Below are 19,227 nucleotides of genomic sequence, written 5' to 3'. Positions count from 1 at the left end.
CTATGGACTTTTTCATCCTCAGGGCAAACTTCGTGATTTAGAGCTAATTTAACAACAACTTTGGAGGCAATTGGTAAGTGAAAGTAGGAGATTTTTTAGCCTATTTAAAGGGTTTAGATATTAAACTGTGGCTGGAAGGCGAAAAACTTCGTTTTCAGGCTCCCAAAGGGGTTATGACCCCAGAAATTAAAGAAGAAATCGCCGCCAAAAAACCTGAAATTTTGGACTTTTTAAGAGCGGCAAAAATCCCAACTAATACTGTTGATTTAGAGATTATTTCTGTGTCACGGTATCAGGATTTACCCCTCTCTTTTGCTCAACAACGACTCTGGTTTCTGCAGCAACTTTCTCCCGATAGTCATTCCTATAATCTGTTGGAAGCTTTGCGGTTAGAAGGCTCCCTCAATCTGTTGGCTTTAGAACAAAGTCTCAGTGAACTGATTCGCCGTCACGAAATTTTAAGAACCACTTTTCCCATGGTAGAAGGGCAACCAATTCAGTGCATTGCTCCTCCTTCACCCGTCAGTTTACCCCTGGAAGATTTACAAGGTTTATCAAAGAATGAACAAACAGAACATCTGCAAGAAATAGCGATTGCTTTCTCCTTAAAACCCTTTAATCTAGCCAAGGAATCATTAGTCCAATTTAAGTTACTTAAACTGGGTTCTCAAGAGTATGTATTGCTGTTGAAGATGCACCATATTATTTACGATGGTTGGTCTTTGAGCATCTTCTTTGATGAATTATCTCAACTTTATGCGGCCTTTGTCCAGGGTTTGCCTTCCCCTCTCGCTAAATTATCGATTCAATACGCCGATTTTGCCGTATGGCAACGTCAATGGCTCACCGGTGAAGTTTTGGAGCGTCAACTTAATTACTGGCAAAAACAGTTACAAGATGCACCTACTATTTTAGAATTGCCGACGGATTATCCCCGTCCTCCAATTCCTAGTTTCCGGGGTGATGGGCAAGTTTTTCGCCTGAATCAAGACTTAACACAACGCCTCAAACGGTTAAGTCAGGAGTCAGGAGCAACACTATTTATGACTTTACTGGCGGCTTTTTTTGTCCTAATTTCTCGTTATAGTGGTCAATTAGATGTTTTGGTGGGTTCTCCGATAGCTAATCGTAATAGTTCGGCAATTGAGAAATTAATGGGCTTTTTTGCCAATACTTTGGCTTTAAGGGGTGATATGTCGGGAAATCCGAGTTTTCTGGAGTTATTAGAACGAGTAAAGCAAACAACTTTATCAGCTTATGCCCATCAAGATTTGCCTTTTGAAATGTTAGTAGAAAAATTACAATTAAACCGAGATTTAAGTCACAATCCTTTGATACAGGTGATGTTCTCACTGCAAAATACTCCCCAATCTGAGGCCAGTTTATCTGGCTTAAAGATGGAGAGTTTGCCTTTATCTGTTGAGCTTAAAGCGCGATTTGATTTAGAGGTAAATTTTTGGGAAGTTTCTGATCGTTTAGAAGCGGTTTGGTGTTATAGTACGGATTTGTTTGCTGCCCCCACTATTAACCAAATGGGGCAACATTTTCAGAATCTCTTAACTGCGATTGCAGCTAATCCCAATATGGGAATTTTTGAGTTATCGATGTTAAGTGATGAAGAACGTTATCAATTGTTATCATTGTGGAACGAAACTCACACAGATTATCCCTCTGATAAATGTATTCATCAATTATTTGAAGAACAGGTAAAACGCACACCCGATGCGGTAGCAGTGGTATGTTCAGAGCAAAAATTAACCTACAATGAATTAAATTGTCGTGCTAATCAATTAGCCCATTACCTGCAAAAATTAGGAGTAAAACCAGAGGAATTAGTGGGGATTTGTCTAGAGCGTTCCTTAGACATGATTGTGGGATTATTGGCTATTCTTAAAGTCGGTGGAGCTTATGTTCCTATTGACCCAGATTATCCCCAAGAACGCATTAGCTTCATGCTCCAAGATACCCAGGTTAAAATAATATTAACCTGCGAATCTTTACAGAATTCCTTGCCAAATCATCAGGCTATTGTTATCTGTTTAGACAAAGATTGGCAACAAATTAATCAAGCAAGTCAGCAGAATCTGAACAGCACAGTTTCTGCGGATAATTTAGCCTACGTCATTTATACTTCTGGTTCTACAGGTAAACCTAAAGGCGTTGAGGTTATTCATCGTAGCGTTAACCGTCTTTTGTTTGGCGTAAATTACGCACATCTGGATGCAACACAAAGATTTTTACAAATGGCTCCCATTGCTTTTGACGCTTCTACCTTTGAGATTTGGGGTGCTTTATTACATGGTGCGAGATGTGTGATTTTTACGGAAGATATTCCTACCGCTACAAGTTTAAGAAATGCAATAGACAAACATGGCATTACTATTTTATGGCTAACGGCTGCTTTGTTCAATAAGATTATTGACGATAATTCCCAAGCTTTATCAGGAATTAAACAGCTACTAATTGGTGGAGAAGCACTTTCAGTTGCTCATGTTCATAAAGCACTGGAAACTTTGCCATTGACGCAAATTATTAATGGATATGGACCAACAGAAAGTACAACTTTTACCTGTTGCTATCCTATTCCTAAACAACTAGAGGCAACAATAAAGTCAATTCCCATTGGTTGTCCAATCTCCAACACACAGGTTTACATTTTAGATAACTATCTCCAACCTGTCCCGATTGGTGTAGTAGGAGAATTACATATTGCTGGTGCAGGATTAGCCAAAGGTTATCTTAACCGTCCCGAATTAACCCAAGAAAAATTTATCCCTAATCCTTTTGAGAAGGATGAAGTGATCCCCCCAACCCCCCTTAATAAGGGGGGCAATGAGCCGTCAAAATTATATAAAACGGGAGACTTGGCCCGTTATTTACCCGATGGTAATATTGAATATGTAGGACGGATTGACAATCAAGTAAAAATTCGCGGCTTCCGTATTGAATTGGGAGAAATTGAGGCTGTACTTAGTCAAAATCAGGCGGTACAGTCTTCTTGTGTGATTGTTCGTGAAGACAATCCCGGGGAAAAACAGTTAGTTGCCTATATTGTACCTAAGCTAGGAGTAAAGCTAACAAGTGGCGATTTGCGTCAATTTCTTAGCCATAAATTGCCCGGTTATATGGTTCCGGCTGCTTTTGTGATGCTGGAGTTTTTCCCTTTAACAGCTAACGGAAAAATTGATCGCCGTGCGTTAAAAGCTCCTAGTAACCCCAGTGATTCAGACAGATTTATTGAAGCGCGTAATCAGTTAGAATTAAGCCTAGTACAAATTTGGTCAAAAGTGCTAAAAATTGACAAAGTTAGCGTGCAGGATAACTTTTTTGATCTCGGTGGTCATTCCCTGTTGGCTCCTTATTTAATAACTCAAATTAAGGAACAGTTGGGCAAAGAAATTGCCGTAACAACACTGTTTCAAAACCCAACTATTGAACAGTTAGCGACTATTATTAAAACCGGTTTAGATCCATCTAATCAGTCTTGTTTGGTTCCCATTCAACCTCATGGTTCAAAGCCGCCTTTCTTCTGTGTCCCTGGGGCCGGGGGACGACCATTTTATTTTTACCATTTAGGACGTTATTTAGGAAAAGATCAACCTTTCTACAGTTTTGAAAATGATCTCTATCAACAGTTTGGAGAAATCACTCGCATTGAGGATATAGCCAGTATTTATCTTAAAGCCATGCAGGATTTACAACCCCAAGGACCCTACTTTTTGGGAGGACATTCCTACGGTGGTAATGTGGCTTTTGAAATGGCTCAACAGTTGGTTAATCAGGGTGAACAAGTGGCATTACTAGCAATCATTGATTCTTCAGCACCCACTTATAAAGACAAACAAATTTTGCTTGATTATATTAATTGGGATCATGCGCGGTGGTTAGCCGAAGTCAGCAAAGGTATCGAAGTTTATTTAGATAAAACCATCGATATTTCCTATGAAACTCTTCAACTCTTAACAGTGGAGGAACAATTAAAATACGCCTTAAACTTTTTTAAACTGGCTAATATGCTTCCTCCCAATGCGGAAACTAGGCAGCTTGCAAAAATTGTCCAAGCCTATAAAACTAGCTGTTTATGCCTGATTGATTATCTCCCTAAACAGACTTATCCTGGTAAAATTACGATTATACGGGCCAGTGAGGAATTATCTGATGATCCAAATAAAGATTTAATAGCTGGAGATTGCGAGGATTCCTCTTTAGGCTGGAGTGAATTTTCTACAGAGCCAGTTGAGATTCATTTCGTCCTAGGAAATCATGTCTCGATTATGGTGGAACCCCATGTCCAGATTTTAGCCGAAGAGTTAAAAGTTTGCCTTGAGATTTGATACCAAACCCGTTTTTAAGACTATGGTTAACTCCCAATTCAACTTGAAAAACCCAGTTATCAATTGTTTCTCCCCAATCTCATCTATCTTTTCAACAGGATTTAATCTAAGAACTGACGATTTTCTACAAGTTGTGTGAACGGTAAGACTAATGTAAAATGCTGCAAGGCATCTGATTGCTAGACAGCCGATTTGTATTCTTTTGCCTTACCATGGATTTTATATGACTGAAATCCCGACCAACCAATCCAACTTAGTGATTTTAGGAGTCTCATCAATGACGGAAACTACTGAAACGGCCATTCCCAATGATTTTCTCGGAATTAATCCCACAGACATCAACAAAAAACTTGTCTCCTGGGGAATTTCTCTGGATGAAGTTGTTCAAAAACTTGCATCTCTGGGACTCCCCGGCATTATTTTCATTATTGCTGTTGCCGCATCCGGTGGTACTGCCTATCCGATGATTTACGCGCTTTTTGGGTTAGGCGGTCCGCTGGGACTAATTGGTGGACTTGGGGTCTTAGGCATCTCTACCATTATTGGCGACATTGTTACGCGTTATGGCATTGAGGCACTGCTTAAAACGGTCTATCTCAAACGTCGTGAAACAGAAACTCAAGAATATCTCATCAATGAGGTGGAAGGTTTGCCAATTTCTCAAGTTCTAAAACTTAACCTGAAAAAGGCTATTGAAGTAGAAATTGCTGCCGAAGAACCCATTGCTCCCAAAGAAGTCGAAATTGCTGAAGAGTAGTTTTAACTTGACTAAGCACCTTCTCCCCCCGCTGCCCTCACCGGCAAATTGACTTTTTCAGCAAACCCTAAATACAACAAAAAACCGCCATAAATCTTACTCCTGCTTGACTTATGGCGGCAGTTTATTTCTGTCTGAATTACTGAAAGCAATCTTTAAATTAATTAACTATCTTCCCAGTCAGAAGGCCATTTCCAAGTCCAAACGGGAGCGGGTTGAGAATCGGGGGGGGAATCGGGAGTCGGAGCCTCGTCTTGGTCCGCAGATAAAAAACGAGCAAAGAAGGGGATTGCTTTACTTTGTTCGCTATTAGGATAATTCATGGTCATTCCTAGTTTTGAGTGGCAGCTTTTTCAAGCTAGCTGCGATTACCTTGCGATAGTAACATATATTGCCGTCTTACTCAAGTCAAATACTTGGTGAACTACCTACACTTCTCTTGCGGGTAAGTGTAGGTTTCCTAGCCAACAGATAGCGGAATCCTGGATTTCTTGCGTCTTCCCCTAGCCTATCCGATTTCCAGTTGGCTATCGTTATTATCGATCTGACTGTCTAACAGTATTTGCGTAGGTTTCCATTTCCCATCCCTTGTTTCACAAGTACACACCAACCATACGGATTGCTCTCCATCCCCGAACTCAAGGTGACAATCTTGGCAGGTTTCTTGGAAGTTTTGATCCCCGAACTGCAATTCCCCATCTATATTACCGATATGGTCACTAAGCGTCAGTTCGGTGGGGAGCCATTCTCCATCGCGAGCTTGGCACTCAGCACTCAGGATTGTGCTGTCAGGGTCGTAGTTAATACTGTTACAAGTGTGCGAAAAATTAGGCATGACAACTCTGTGTGTTAAAAAACAATATGATTCAGCATAGTGCCTTAGCAGCCGACATTCCGCACCGCTTCATATACTTTTATATATTTTTACATTCCCCAAGATGTTTTGACGAAAAACCTTGATTGTAGAAACTACTATTGAGAAAAATTTCAATAATTGATTTTTTCTGAGAAAAAAATTTGCAATTCTTCACCTTGATAAAAATCCATGATTGTAGCTATAATCTTTACTGGCAAAGGATTGTAAGCAATATATTAGTAAAAATTATCAATTGAATGTTAAGAAGTGCGGAAAGTGGGTTCTACTAAGCCCAATCGTGTTAGACTAATGTAGTTTTTGCCGAAAGAGTTAAGTGAGTTTAACAATGGATAAAAATGAATGGATTAGTAGATTCGATGATTTAATTTGTAGTCCTTCGATTCGAGAGTTTTATGGTGAAAGAGAGTTTTTTAATGTCGGTTATTGGCTCTCCCATACCCAAGATCAACAGGAAGCATCCTCTACTCTGATGGAGAAACTTTTAGAATTTATTCCCAACAAACAGGGAACAATTCTTGATGTTGGCTGTGGTTTGGGAGCAACTACCCATTATCTTCTCAAATATTACCCATTGACAGCAATTGTGGGCATTAACATTTCTCCGACACAAATTGCCAGAAGTCTCTTGAATTTTCCCGAGGGTAAATTTCTGTTAATGGATGCGGTAGAGATGGATTTTGCCGATCATTCTTTTGAGCAAATTATTTGTGTAGAAGCGGCTTTTTATTTTAATACTAGGCGGCAATTCTTACAAGAAGCTTGGCGAGTATTAAAGCCGGGGGGAACCTTAATTCTCTCAGATCTGAGTTTTGCCACAACAGAACTTTTAGGAGATTGGACAGTTCCCCAAGCAAACACGGTCAAAGATATTGCCGAGTATCAAAATCTTTATCAACAGGCAGGGTTTAAAGATGTTCAATTTGTCGAGGTGACGGAGGAGTGCTGGTTCAGACATTTTCGCCATCTTAAGTCTTGGTTAACAGAGGAATTGCAATCGGGAAAATTAGACGAAGAAACCTATAATTTAAACATTAAGGCTCTGGATAATTTGCTAAGTTCCTCGGCCATAACTTATTGGTTAGTTGCTGCCCAAAAGCCAGTCAATATACTGTAATAGTTGTCAGTTTTTCTTGAATTTTTGGAGACAAAAAAATGTTTGATTCCTTATCGGGTAAAAAAGTCGTTATTATTGGTGCAAGCTCCGGGATTGACCTAGCGATTGCCGAAAAATTGCTCTCCCTGGGGGCAAAAGTGGTGCTTTCCCATGCTTCTCAAGAGAAATTAGCTGCGGCTGTTGCCCTAATTTCCGGGGAGATTGAAGCCAAAACTGTTAATTTTTTAGAAGAAGATTCTGTTAATGCCTTTTTTGCAGAAATTGGCAACTTTGACCATTTAGTAGTCACCTCTCTCGGAGACAGAAATATGCCGCGAGCCTTATTAACCGAAATGACCGCAGAAACGGCCCGGGGAGGTATGGAGAAATTCTGGGGAACCTTTTTAGCAGTGCGTGGCTCCCTGAAAACTTTGGCCAAGGACGGTTCTATTACCCTGACATCCAGCGTCACTATGTTCAAATATTCCAAAATGGGCGGAATTTCCGTCATAGCCGCCGCTAATAGTGCTGTAGCCGTATTTGGACGCGCCCTCGCCCTAGAACTCGCTCCTATTCGCGTTAACGTTGTTGCCCCCGGATTAATAGAAGATACAAGCATCTGGACCAGTCAAGGTGATTCGGAACGCTCCGACCTGAGCAAATGGGCGGTTTCTGCCCTACCTGTCGAACATTTAGGGCAACCCGAAGAAGTCGCCCTAGCAGTATTGAGTTTGATTATCAACCCCTATATGACAGGTGTGGTTTTACCCGTGGACGGTGGAGTTACTCTTTAAAAGAAATGGTGAAAAAAGACCGAGAAATCCTCGAGAACAAAAAATCTGGTGTCAGAGCAGAAGAGCGAAAAGAACAAAGTGAGCATAAAAATGCAGGAAAATTAATAAGTAGGGCTTGCTGAATAATGGTAAAACCCTTTTAAAATAAGGCTTTTGACCTGTTAAAATCCGATGTTACTGCTGCGAAAATAGGATTGGGACCTTCAAAAACCTGGCATTATCTTTCGTGCAGTACACAAACTGGTACAAAAAAGCAGGGCAACAAAGCCTGAAACTCTTGCCTCGCAGCCTCGGAGCCTTCTGCCTGACCCCACCCTAGGCCTTTTTCAGCAAACCCTAAATAATTGGGTTGGGTTTCGTTCCGAGGGCCCAACCTACTTATTGCTAAATTTGTTGGTGTAATTTCGGGTGTGGCTGTGACAGAAAACTATCAGAAAAAGGTTTTTCTGGCTTTTCCCCGCGCTCGGCACAAAAAGCTAGGTAATCTTCCACTGAATCAGCAAAAGCTTGCTGCAATTCCGCTACACTCTCTCCCTGAAAAGTGATAACATCTCGGACGTTGGCCACCTCACCGTGAAAGATACCCGCCTCGTCATCAAAAAAAACTACTGCTTCGTAACCTTTACAATTCATTCTAAGCGATAATTATTTACTGTTCACTGCTAAAGGGTAATTCCGAGAAATCTATCTCACCTATTTGATCGATTACCCAGAGAGGATAGCAGTCATAATCTGCCATTAACTTAATTTTTTAAATTATTATCATTGGGGCAATGGTGGTAATAGAGACTGCAATTGTTCTAGCAAAGGAGAAAGTCTTACTGTAATAATATTCCAGACAATTTCTGGTTGAACCTGATCGTACTGATGGCTAATAATATTTCTGAGTCCAATAATTCCCCTCCAATCAATTTTGGTGTGTTTTTGTTGAAAAGTCTCAGGAATTCTACGGGATGCTTCTCCTAAAATTTCTAATTGTCTTTCCACAGCACTTTGTAACAAAAGACTCTTGGAATATTCTTCCAAAGAAACATCTTGAATAAATTCTTGGATATTAGTAATAGCTTCGACCATATCCCAAAGATAGCCAGCCTCACGACTGTTCATGACGATAAATTAGCTGATGAGTTTTTAAAATTTCGTAACGACGATAGGGGTTTTTCAGTCCCTCTTGATTAACCAAGTCAACTTTGCGTCCGAATATCTCCTCTAATTCTTCTTTCATCTGAACAATATCAAACAAATCCCAGCCATGATTGGGAGCAAACTTATAAAGAACATCAATATCACTATCAACTCGAAAGTCTTCCCTTAATACTGAACCAAATAAAGACATTTCAAGAATTTTCCAATGTTGACAAAAATTAGTAATTTTGCTTAAGATAACTTGAGCTTGTTTTTTGTTAAAACCAGAATTTAACAAGATTTTTTCGGCCTTGTTGGTGGTTATTTTAACAACCTTCGCTGTAATAGCTTGTTTCATTGGTGAGCAAAATCCCCCAAATTATCCTTGACAAAACACTTGAGATCCTTAAGGTTACAGTAACCCGCCATGTAAAGTCGGCTGGTAGGCTACACCAACATTAACACACCCTAGGAGATCGGCGCTCACTTTTTCGTCCGTAGTCTGATCGTAGGTTAGGCCAAACGATAGTGAAACCCAACATTTTTAAATCATTGGGTTGGGTTTCCTTCCTCAACCCAACCCACGGCTTTTTAACAACCGATAACTGTTTCATTTTTCATTGTCCTTAACAAAATTTAACACTACCTCAATTTTTTCAAAAAAATCGACCCGCCTAGCGGCGGGAAAAAGAGAAAAAGGGTAAAAAGGGTAAAAAGGGAATAAGGGTTACAGGGTCCTCCCAGCACCGCACACCACCCGAAAACCGCAGCTGCTGAAGCGGAGAACGAGGTCGGCGCGAACCGCAGAACGGCAACCCCCGGGAAGAACGTCCCAAGAGCCGCCACGCAATATATGATCATTATTATCATTTGTCAGCCAAGCACTGCCATCCTTTGGCGCTCCGATATAGTTATCGTGCCAATTGTCCTCGCACCACTCCCAAACATTGCCACTCATGTCATAGAGTCCCCAAGCATTGGGCTTTTTCTGACCCACAGGATGAGTTGTCCCCTGAGAATTGTCGTCATACCAAGCGTAATCTCCTAACTGATTAGCATCATCACCGAAATAAAAGCGAGTAGTAGTCCCCGCACGACAAGCATATTCCCATTCCGCTTCTGTGGGGAGACGATAGGTTTTCCCTGTTATCTGACTCAATTTCTGACAAAAGGCTTGAGCGTCATTCCAACTAACCTTTTCTACCGGATTTTGGGGATTATTTTTAAAATAAGAGGGATTTGTTCCCATTACTGCTTGATATTGTGCCTGAGTCACCGGATATTTCCCAATCGCAAAACTGTTGACTTTAACTTGGTGTTGAGGCTTTTCAGAATCCGAAGCATCGGGATCACTGTCAGGAGATCCCATGAGAAATTGACCTGCTGGTAAGCCTACCATCTCCAGTGTTACTCCATTGGGTAGGTTTTCTGTAAATGGAGTTGGCTTTGTAAACCTGATAGATGCAGAACTTGAAGGACGAGGTGAAGGAGAAGGAGTAGGATTCTGACGAAACAACTGAGCGAAAATATTACTAGCGACTGTCCCTACTGTAACTAACCCCAAATTTATTAAGACTTTACGACGCGACCATCTTTGAGGAGGTATAGGTGAAGGAGATGATTTAATCGATACTGGGGGAGGTGGTGGCGAAACTGGACGAGGTGGTGGCGAAGAGGGCGATCTGGGCGATACTTTAGGTGACGGTGTAGATGTCACAGTAGCGATACTGTTCCCCGGAAAAATATCAAAATTTAAATCACTAAATCGCTCACACCAATAACACTTTCCGTAACTGCGGTTGTAGTAATGATTATCAACTTTGCCACAGCGTATAACCTCATTTAATGCAGCTTCCAAAGTATCGCACCATTCCTTAGCCGTCGGTCGTCTGTGGGGGAATTTATGTCCCTCATTGAAACAGCGCAAAAATAAGGCGTGTAAGTCGGGATGTAAAATATTTAATGGTATGGTAGTATTACTAGGTACAAGCAATTTATCCCCAGAAAAAGGCCATAGTCCCCGTCGAATTAGTTCCGACTGTTCCAGGGAATCCCCTCCTCCTTGCCACAATCCCCGAAACGGCGGCCCGCCAAATAATAGATAATAAATAACAACTCCTAATCGAAAGCGATCATGCACTTCTGTTTGATCTACATCTGCTATATTCACTCCGATTAATTCCGCCGGCGTAAATCCTTCTGAGCCAACTAAACACCGATATATTTTACCGCTATAGGGATCTGATACTTGAAATGAATCTGTATCAATAATTGTAGGCAACGCCCGATTATTCACTAAGATATTTTCTAGCTTGATGTCTCCCAAAACATAACCTTTAAGGTGAATTGCTTCGATAATAGCGGCTATATTCCGCGCTACTACATGAAGAAAATACCAATTAGTTTCTAACTTGTATTTTCTTCTCATTATGGGCGTACAAAGCTTTAATAATGTTTCTGAACCCACCACTTCTGGCATTAAAAAACCAACGACTTTTCCCTGGTTATCTTCCAAGATAGAATAGGGCCAAGCGAAGGAAATATGGTTAAGATGAGCATTAGGATCCCCAGGCCGATTTCTCACCATTAACTGTAATTTATCAACCCTTTCATTATGGGGATTGTGGTAGATTTTCGCTAAGTACCCATTAAAGTTAGTGTGCCATACTTTCGCTTCGCCACTGTTCGCCAGTTCTTGCGTCAGTGTAATCCAGCGATTCTGTAGTTGACAGCGATAAGTTAAAGACATCAAAAAATCTCCGAGTATTTGTGCTGTTCAGAAAAATTTATCTAGTCGTTTCCTTGCCAGATCCAGAAACCCGGTTTCTTAAACCCCTCAGTTTCTTAAACAAAAAGCTAGGAGTAAGGTTTTATCATCGGTTGTTAACTTATTTAAATCCTCCCGCTCTAAAAATTCTTTGAGGTCTTCTTGCAATGGCGTTTCTGTCTGTTGTAAATATTCCTCTAATGGCTGAAAAAAAGGCGGAAAAGGCTGCCAATTTTTATAATCGATCGATACCTTTTCCACTCCATCCGTCGCCACACAAATAAAGGCAACTGGCTCGGTTAAAATTTTTATTTGCATATCCTCCAAAGCATTACTAGAAGTAACAAAAGTGGTTTCATTGATGTATTCCCCCTTGTCAGGCTGAAACAATAACTGATAATTTCCTCCCAGAGGTTTGAACACAATAAAACCATCTCCTATCTGCATCGCCGCTAATCGTTTTGAAGTAACCAAAACAACCAGTAAAGTTGTCGCCAGATCATTAATATCTAACTGTTCTTTTTCGGCTTCTTCTTGGAGAATTTGCTGAACATAAGCCAACAGTCGCCGGAATATTTCCTTTAATTCCGCTTCAGTTCCAGTGGCAGCTAATGCTGTTTTTTTGAGCTTATACTCTAAAAATTGCAGCGCTGCTTTAACTGTTATTTTCGCACCCAAATCCGAATGTTTGGCACTACCGGCCCCATCGGCCACGGCTCCAATCAAAACATCCTGACCCAATAATTTATAATCACCATAATCTTGACAGGGTAATCCCGTTTGGACGTGAAAACTACCGACCACCGACTGACATAATGTTCTCCACATAATTAACTGTCCTCTAGGTGGTAATTTGTCCCCAATTCACTGGTGGTAAAGCGATCGCCGCTCCAATTTTACCACCAGAAACTCGTTTCATTGAGTTACTTAACCACTGAAATAATTCCCGAAAATCTAACCCATTGAGTAACACGGGGGGATTATTAGAAATCTGTTTAAGCTTCTCCATATCAGCACCCTGAACACCTACAGAAAAAAATAAAACCCGATTTTCTGCTTCTGCTTGTTTTACCCGTTGCGCTGCCAGATTCCATTGATCCGTAGGCGCACCATCAGTAATTAAAAATATCCAGGGGCGATAATATTGGATACCATTATTTCTATAAATCGCTTTACGATCTTCGATTAAATCTAAGGCCAATTCAATCGCTTTTCCCATGGGAGTTAAGTCTCCTGCGGTTAAAGTCGGTGGCGTAAATTGATCAATCCCGACAAAATCTTGCACGGTTTTAACCCCTCCCTTACCAAAGGTAACAATGGCGGTTTCTACGCTCAACGTCGCTTGGGTATCCCGCATCACATCCTGCTGAAAGGTTTTGATACCATCATTGAGAGCCTTAATCGGTTCCCCTGACATTGAACCAGAGGTATCCAGTAGTAATACCACAGGACAGCGATTTTCCTGATTTTCGACAAATTCAGCCACACCAATCGGCATTTTTTTAAGCCTCCTAATTTTTTGAACTGGGGGAACTATGGGAGTTGTAGGAATTGGGATTATCTACTTTTTGTCCTATTATATTATCTCTGCCAGTCCCATCAGAGGCTCTCTTATTCTTTGTGTGATAAGTTTAATTGATATAAGAGCGATCGATCTTTGTGTTCTCTGTGTCTGGAGTGGTTCGTTCCACTCACCCACCAGCGTTACCGTATCTTAGAAGACATTTTACCCACAGAACCCATCAGAAAAGGTATCTTTCCCTTAAGCTAAACGCAGGATTTGATTTTTGGCCATTAGTCGCAGGGTTTGATGCAATTCCTCGCGACTGTGAATTTCCTCCAGACGATGAACGGGAACACCTTGATCGAAGAGAATTAACGTAGGCAGACTACGCAGACGAAAACTATTAGCTAATTGAAAATTCTCATCGGCATTGACACCGACTAATTGAATCGCATCTTGACACTCATTTTGCCAAGAAAAGAGGGTGGGTTGGATTAAACGACATAAACCACACCAGGGAGCCCAAAAATGCACGAGTACCGGACGAGAAGACTCTAAAACTAGCTTAGGGAAGCTCTTTTCGTTGACGGATAGTATCATGTCTAAACGTATTTTATGAAAACTTGATTTTGATATAGAAACCATTCTACACCAATCGGGATCAACAGGAAAGGGGTTGTGAGCAAAATCACCAATAAATTTTACTTGTTGCTTGCATTAGCCAAGGATGCCCCCACCAGAGGAGTAGAATAAACCCTGTTACTCCTAGATAGGCAGGACGAAGGAATTCTTGCCATTTTAGGCTTTGCCGACCATCGATAATTGCTAAAAAGGGAATCACCGAGGTGCGTTCTTTCACCTTTAAAAATGCCTCTCCGTAACGGTTCTCTAACCGGCGATCGCCATGCCAGACAGCAAAAAGATGATGGGCAATTAAACCTAGGGAAGTCAATAGGGTAAAGCTTGTCCCTAACCAGAGGGTATGGGCAATACACCAGATCACCTGTCCTACCATCTGGGGATGACGGGTAACGCGCAGAATGCCGGTTTCGTAGAGATGAACCTGGGGTTTTTGGATAGCGGCAATCTCCAGCAGGTTAAAGGTGGCAGGATAGAGAAAGAAAAAAGAAATGGCCGAAAGTATCCAAACTAGGGTTTTAACTCCAGCGACTCCCTGTACTTGCCAGAGAAGCAAACCATCATAACGATGATTGAAGAAATAAACTACTAAAATTACCGCTAGAGGAATACTCACAAGGGCAAATAATACCCGATACAGTCGCGCACCGATGATAGCTTCTCCCCCCATTCGTAAACTGGCTAATCCGCTATGGGCGACAGCAAAACCCAGTAATAAACCTAACATGATCCAATGACTAGCGAATGCCACTTTTACCCTCTTGATTGACTAAATTTTTCTCTGAACTCTATTTTAAAGATCGATGGTTAATTTTTCGCCCCCTTTTTTTGTGTTGCCAGTATTGGGGATTCGGGGCAAAATAAAACTATGCTTCCCCAAAGCGACTCCCAAGAATATAACCGGGGAACTATCCAATTTTGCAACTTTTTAGATAATATGTCTTATCCCCAAAAGCGATTTGTGATGGTCTGTCAGCATTCTTCCTGTTCGGTGCAGGGTGCGTCCGAGCTTCTTTTAGCATGGCAAACGGCAGCTCTCCCAGAAGATGTCATCGTTATGACCAGTAGCTGTCAAGGACAGTGTAGCACTAGCCCCACGGTGAGGATTATTCCTGAAGAAACTTGGTACTGTCGTGTTAAACCAGAGGATGTCAATCAGATTGTCGAAGAACATTTAAAAAACGGTCAACCGGTCGAGCGTTTACTCCATCCACGCATTCACGCTCAATAGCAGTAAACTCGGTCATCAATTTTTAGGCTATGCTTCACAATAGTCTTTTGCTCCTAGGTTAACCCCTGTGAGTGCCTGTGATTGCAATCCAGAGACTTAATTCTCGGATAATACATTTGTTTTAGATTATTGGTTTCCTTTCGGGATTTCCGAAGAACAAAAAAGGGGACTTAGCCCCTTTTTCCGGATTAGTTAGTTATTTTTTCGGCGATAACATCATCATCATGTTACGACCTTCTTTTTTTGGTGCTTGCTGTACCTCAGCCACATCCTGTAAGTCTTTGGCCATGCGAGCCAGTAATTCTTCCGCTAGGTTAGAGTGTTGAATTTCCCGACCTCGGAAGGTAATCGTCGCTTTTACCTTATCTCCCGCTTTTAAAAAACGTTGCGCTTGGTTGACTCGCACGTTGTAGTCATGCTCATCGATTTTATAGCGCATTTTAACTTCTTTTATATCGGCTGTATGCTGTTTTTTCTTGGCTTCGCGGGCCTTTTTCTCCTGTTCAAACTTGTACTTACCATAGTCCATAATCCGGCAAACGGGAGGACTTGCCGTTTCACTGACGAGGACGAGATCAAGTTCCTTTTCTTCGGCCACGCGCAAAGCTTCGGCAGGAGTAATAATTCCCAGTTGAGAGCCGTCGCTATCGATAACGCGGATTTCGGGAAAGCGGATTCTTTCGTTAATTTGGGGGAGATCGCGAGTAGTGCGTCTTTTATCTATCACAGGCGTTCTGGGTTATCTCTATTCTAGTTAGTTAATCGGTTGGAGTTTACAAAATGGTTTACTTGCTATTCTACCTACTCGATCGAGTTTCTTGGCCAATTGTTAAGTTTTCTTGCAATGTTAATTTTTAGCCGCCGGTCCTCAGCCCCCGGCCGTCAGCCAGATAAGCTGTTGTCTATGGGCTTTGTTAGACTAAGACCCTATACTCTCAGGAATCGATCGGTAAGGTGCGTTCTCCCTCGTTGCAGCAGGTAACGCACCCGACAAAATCGGCGGCATCGCACTACCCCTGTAAACCAATGTCTAGATTATAGTAGGACGGTATCGGGCGAAAGTTGATAAGATTTTCCAGTATGGTTAAATGTCGCGCTGATGTTTTAATATTACTTATCGCCTAAAACTATGATTACTTATATTAAAATTCATGGCTTTAAATCCTTTCATAATTTTGAAATGGTATTCACGCCGCTTACTGTAGTTGCTGGGGTTAATGCTTCTGGTAAGAGTAATTTATTTGATGCTTTGCAATTGTTGGCGCGGTTGGCAGAAGTGGATCTGAAGACGGCTTTTAGCGAGCAGCGAGGACATCCTAGCGAACTTTTTACCCAGTATGATGAGGACGACTACGCCACGGAAATGGAATTTATAGTTGAAATGTTAGTCAATCGCAAGGTAAGAGATAATTGGGGTGGGGAAGTCGATCTTAAATATACAAGGTTGCGCTATCAATTAAAAATTAAACGAGAGTCTAATATAAGTGGCTTTGAAAACTTGTATATTGTTGATGAACGTTTAGAAAATTTAAAGCACAATGAAGATAATTGGGTAAAAAATTATATTCCTAAGACAGTATTGGAAACTTGGCGACCAAAAGTAACGGGTAGGAGAGCGATTCCTTATATTAAGACTGAAGATATTAATGGTATTGCTACCATTGTTGTACATCAAGATGGTCAACAAGGGAATAAAAAAGTATTTCCCACAAAAAACGCATCACAAACTGTTTTAAGCAGCATGAATAATACTATAGATTTTAAACATATATTAGCCGCCAAACAAGAAATGCTGAGTTGGAAGTTTATGCAGCTTAATCCCGAAGATCTGCGAGAACCTACTCGTCAAGATATAGGCATCAGAGATACAATAACAGCAAGCGGAAAGAATTTAGCCGCTGCTTTATTTCGCATCAAACAAGATGATGAATATACCCTCACAGCAATTTCCCGTGATCTCAATAATCTGCTACCGAATCTCACAGAAGTTAATGTTTATGATGACAAAGCAAATGGACAATTTATTATCAAGGTAAAAGGTGATGATGGTCGGGAGTTTTCTTCGAGAGTGCTTTCCGAAGGAACCCTACGTTTATTAACATTATGTGTCCTGCAATACGACCGACAACACACAGGATTACTGTGTTTTGAAGAGCCAGAAAATGGCATTCATCCTTTTCTTATTGAAGCAATGGCAAGATTATTAAAAGAGCTAACTGTCGATTTTGAAGATACTGAAATGCCTTTACGCCAAGTAATAGTGAACACTCATTCTCCGGTTCTGGTGAGTCAATTAATTAATTGGCAAGATGATAAAAATGTCAGCATTTGGCTTTCTCAACTTACCACTATAATATCCACTATTGAAGGGAAGCGAATTAAGATGAAAAGCAGTAATTTTCACCCTGTTATCAAAGAGAATAAAAAGCAATTAACCTTATTTTTCTCCGAAAATGAGGCCAAGCTAACTCTCTCGGAAGTTGTCGAATATCTAAAAACTGCTGATGCTGAAAGTGCGATTAAAAATATTAAAAATCAACAAAACCAATTAACATAAATCAATTAAGATGGCAAAAAAAACCAAACAAATAATTATTGCATTAGCTACAGAAGGCAGTTCCGATCATAGATTTTTACCGAATATTATTAAGCGCACTTTCGAGAGAGTTGCTTTTGAAGATGAACAAGAAATAGAAATTTTTGACCCAATTTGTCTTCCACAAATCTCTGGCGAAAATATCCGAAAAAAAGCTAAACAATACGCAATTCAAGCGGTGGAGAAGGGAGCAATGGTTTTGTGCTTCCATGCAGACGCAGATGATAAAACAGATGAAAACGCATTTAAGGAAAGAATTGATCCGGCTTTTAATGCTATTAAATCAGACGAGCGAGACTTATGTAAAAATTTAGTTGCTATCGTTCCAATACAAATGACTGAAGCCTGGATATTAGCAGACAAAGAATTACTAAAAAAAGAATTGTGTACAAATAAAAGTGATAGTGAGTTAGCAATCGATAAAGAACCCGAATCTTTTAGCAATCCGAAAGAAACGATTAAAAATGCCATCAATAAAGCCAGAGAAGGTATGACTAAACGGTATCGAAATAAACTAAAAATTGACGATTTATATTCACCGCTTGGTACAAAAATCCCATTGTCGAAATTAGAATCCTTGTCTTCCTACAAAAAATTTGAAAAGGCAGTACGAGATATTTTTCCACAATTAACGAAAGTCAACAATATAGAGGATAATCCTGATCAAAGGTGAATAGGACCTTGCTAATACCATTTTTCTAAAGTAATGGCAGAGATGGTTAATTGCCTCCAACCTCAAACCCTATTCTAGAAAAGAAAATGGGAGTAAGATGTCTGCCACGAATAAAGAAAAATGGCATAAGGTGCGTTCCCTGTCGTCGATTTAGTTCTCCCTATGCGATCGCTACTTCCGCCTAACAACCCTCAACGTTCAGGAGGAATTTGCCCCTTTAACTCCTCAATTAGTGATGGGAGCTGCGATTGAACCACATCCCAAACGATATTGAGGTTGACATCATCATACTCATGTACCAACCGATTTCGCATTCCCTTGATTTCTTGCCAAGCAATGTTGGGCAAGTTTTGTCGGGTTGTTTGGGAAACTCGTCCGGCGGCTTCGGCAATCACCAAGAGCCGTCGAATGACTGAATCTTGAAGCTGTACATTGGCGACGAACTCAGCTTTCGAGCATTGAGCCGTGTAGATCATGACCAGTTCTGCGGATTGCAGCATATCAAGCAGGAATTGGGGATCCCGTTGCATAAATCACTTGAGCCGAAGAAAGGATTTGATTACGGCGTAGGTAGTTGCGACTGGTGGCAATGCCTTGGCGGGTAATCAGGTCAACATCTCGATGGAAGATGGTTTTTAGCTCTGCTTCCATTTGGTCTAGGGTGCTGAATGTGGGATGAGCTTGTGGATGAAATTCCACCATAACATCAATGTCGCTGTCGGGGCGGAAGTCTTCGCGCAGGACGGAGCCGAATAGAGCGAATTCGGTCACTTGCCAGCGATCGCAAAACTGGGCAATTTTTTCCATCGGTAGGTCGCTCGCAGTAATGGTCATGGC

At 41.0% G+C, this 19,227-nt stretch carries 21 protein-coding genes; 7 read left to right on the top strand and 14 right to left on the bottom strand.

The features are described from left to right. Window positions 1–77 precede the first annotated feature (77 nt). Together IM475_RS14055 and IM475_RS14050 are read left to right on the top strand one after the other, a co-directional pair. Window positions 78–4,334, top strand: a complete 4,257-nt coding sequence (locus IM475_RS14055) for a non-ribosomal peptide synthetase (RefSeq protein WP_287727972.1) — start codon at window positions 78–80, stop codon at window positions 4,332–4,334. A 277-nt stretch (window positions 4,335–4,611) separates the two neighbouring features. Next, window positions 4,612–5,091, top strand: coding sequence for a hypothetical protein (locus IM475_RS14050; protein WP_287658690.1), 480 nt, complete (start codon window positions 4,612–4,614; stop codon window positions 5,089–5,091). Window positions 5,092–5,255: 164 nt separating this feature from the next. On the opposite strand, the gene IM475_RS14045 is transcribed toward IM475_RS14050, so the two are convergent. Together IM475_RS14045 and IM475_RS14040 are read right to left on the bottom strand one after the other, a co-directional pair. Beyond that, complete coding sequence (locus IM475_RS14045) at window positions 5,256–5,414, bottom strand: microviridin/marinostatin family tricyclic proteinase inhibitor (protein WP_287658692.1); 159 nt, start codon at window positions 5,412–5,414, stop codon at window positions 5,256–5,258. A 185-nt stretch (window positions 5,415–5,599) separates the two neighbouring features. Beyond that, window positions 5,600–5,926 carry a mannose-binding lectin gene (locus tag IM475_RS14040; RefSeq protein ID WP_287727971.1) on the bottom strand — a complete coding sequence of 109 codons (327 nt, stop codon included), beginning with the start codon at window positions 5,924–5,926 and terminating at the stop codon, window positions 5,600–5,602. A 367-nt stretch (window positions 5,927–6,293) separates the two neighbouring features. On the opposite strand from IM475_RS14040, the gene IM475_RS14035 reads away from it, so the two are divergent. Both IM475_RS14035 and IM475_RS14030 read left to right on the top strand, forming a co-directional pair. After that, window positions 6,294–7,082, top strand: coding sequence for a class I SAM-dependent methyltransferase (locus IM475_RS14035; RefSeq protein WP_287727970.1), 789 nt, complete (start codon window positions 6,294–6,296; stop codon window positions 7,080–7,082). 38 nt (window positions 7,083–7,120) lie between these two features. Then, a complete protein-coding gene (locus IM475_RS14030) occupies window positions 7,121–7,855 on the top strand; it encodes an SDR family oxidoreductase (RefSeq protein WP_287669660.1) in 735 nt (244 codons plus the stop codon). A 384-nt stretch (window positions 7,856–8,239) separates the two neighbouring features. Here the strand turns inward: IM475_RS14030 and IM475_RS14025 are convergent, their stop codons facing one another. The 9 genes from IM475_RS14025 to IM475_RS13990 all read right to left on the bottom strand — a co-directional run bounded on the left by IM475_RS14025 (window position 8,240) and on the right by IM475_RS13990 (window position 14,641). Further along, window positions 8,240–8,488 (bottom strand): type II toxin-antitoxin system HicB family antitoxin, encoded by a 249-nt coding sequence (locus tag IM475_RS14025; RefSeq protein ID WP_002795687.1) that lies wholly within the window; start codon window positions 8,486–8,488, stop codon window positions 8,240–8,242. 16 nt (window positions 8,489–8,504) lie between these two features. Continuing rightward, a complete protein-coding gene (locus tag IM475_RS23180) occupies window positions 8,505–8,594 on the bottom strand; it encodes an immunity protein CdiI family protein (protein WP_502865693.1) in 90 nt (29 codons plus the stop codon). A gap of 23 nt (window positions 8,595–8,617) precedes the next feature. Next, the gene (locus IM475_RS14020; protein ID WP_287727969.1) at window positions 8,618–8,962 is read right to left on the bottom strand and encodes a HepT-like ribonuclease domain-containing protein; all 345 of its coding nucleotides are present in this window, start codon (window positions 8,960–8,962) and stop codon (window positions 8,618–8,620) included. Continuing rightward, window positions 8,949–9,338, bottom strand: a complete 390-nt coding sequence (locus IM475_RS14015) for a nucleotidyltransferase family protein (protein ID WP_002736777.1) — start codon at window positions 9,336–9,338, stop codon at window positions 8,949–8,951. Before IM475_RS14015 ends, IM475_RS14020 begins: the two co-directional genes overlap by 14 nt. A gap of 369 nt (window positions 9,339–9,707) precedes the next feature. Further along, the gene (locus tag IM475_RS14010; protein ID WP_287727968.1) at window positions 9,708–11,729 is read right to left on the bottom strand and encodes an SUMF1/EgtB/PvdO family nonheme iron enzyme; all 2,022 of its coding nucleotides are present in this window, start codon (window positions 11,727–11,729) and stop codon (window positions 9,708–9,710) included. An 87-nt stretch (window positions 11,730–11,816) separates the two neighbouring features. Further along, window positions 11,817–12,575: a PP2C family serine/threonine-protein phosphatase gene (locus tag IM475_RS14005; RefSeq protein WP_287727967.1), complete on the bottom strand. Its 759-nt coding sequence runs from the start codon at window positions 12,573–12,575 to the stop codon at window positions 11,817–11,819. Between the two features lie 13 nt (window positions 12,576–12,588). After that, complete coding sequence (locus tag IM475_RS14000) at window positions 12,589–13,245, bottom strand: vWA domain-containing protein (RefSeq protein ID WP_287727966.1); 657 nt, start codon at window positions 13,243–13,245, stop codon at window positions 12,589–12,591. 264 nt (window positions 13,246–13,509) lie between these two features. Then, window positions 13,510–13,851 (bottom strand): thioredoxin family protein, encoded by a 342-nt coding sequence (locus IM475_RS13995; RefSeq protein ID WP_287658704.1) that lies wholly within the window; start codon window positions 13,849–13,851, stop codon window positions 13,510–13,512. A gap of 88 nt (window positions 13,852–13,939) precedes the next feature. Beyond that, window positions 13,940–14,641: an NnrU family protein gene (locus IM475_RS13990; RefSeq protein WP_287727965.1), complete on the bottom strand. Its 702-nt coding sequence runs from the start codon at window positions 14,639–14,641 to the stop codon at window positions 13,940–13,942. A 186-nt stretch (window positions 14,642–14,827) separates the two neighbouring features. Here IM475_RS13990 and IM475_RS13985 point away from each other — a divergent pair, with 186 nt between their 5' ends. Beyond that, window positions 14,828–15,121, top strand: coding sequence for a (2Fe-2S) ferredoxin domain-containing protein (locus tag IM475_RS13985; RefSeq protein WP_287727992.1), 294 nt, complete (start codon window positions 14,828–14,830; stop codon window positions 15,119–15,121). Between the two features lie 196 nt (window positions 15,122–15,317). Here IM475_RS13985 and infC read toward each other — a convergent pair whose 3' ends face one another. Further along, on the bottom strand, window positions 15,318–15,848 hold the full coding sequence (infC, locus tag IM475_RS13980) for a translation initiation factor IF-3 (RefSeq protein ID WP_002797889.1): 531 nt from the start codon (window positions 15,846–15,848) through the stop codon (window positions 15,318–15,320). Between the two features lie 402 nt (window positions 15,849–16,250). Between infC and IM475_RS13975 the strand changes: the two genes are divergently transcribed. Then, on the top strand, window positions 16,251–17,678 hold the full coding sequence (locus IM475_RS13975; protein ID WP_287727964.1) for an AAA family ATPase: 1,428 nt from the start codon (window positions 16,251–16,253) through the stop codon (window positions 17,676–17,678). 10 nt (window positions 17,679–17,688) lie between these two features. Beyond that, window positions 17,689–18,390, top strand: coding sequence for a DUF4276 family protein (locus tag IM475_RS13970; RefSeq protein ID WP_287727963.1), 702 nt, complete (start codon window positions 17,689–17,691; stop codon window positions 18,388–18,390). Between the two features lie 191 nt (window positions 18,391–18,581). Here IM475_RS13970 and IM475_RS13965 read toward each other — a convergent pair whose 3' ends face one another. Then, the gene (locus IM475_RS13965) at window positions 18,582–18,890 is read right to left on the bottom strand and encodes a HepT-like ribonuclease domain-containing protein (protein ID WP_228020789.1); all 309 of its coding nucleotides are present in this window, start codon (window positions 18,888–18,890) and stop codon (window positions 18,582–18,584) included. Window position 18,891: 1 nt separating this feature from the next. Further along, window positions 18,892–19,224, bottom strand: coding sequence for a nucleotidyltransferase family protein (locus IM475_RS13960; RefSeq protein ID WP_193978917.1), 333 nt, complete (start codon window positions 19,222–19,224; stop codon window positions 18,892–18,894). Window positions 19,225–19,227: the final 3 nt, after the last annotated feature.

Source organism: Microcystis sp. M061S2 (assembly GCF_020245605.1).
GTDB lineage: Bacteria > Cyanobacteriota > Cyanobacteriia > Cyanobacteriales > Microcystaceae > Microcystis.
Note: the sequence above shows the minus strand (reverse complement) of the source record. Positions and strands in the feature narration are given on the sequence as shown.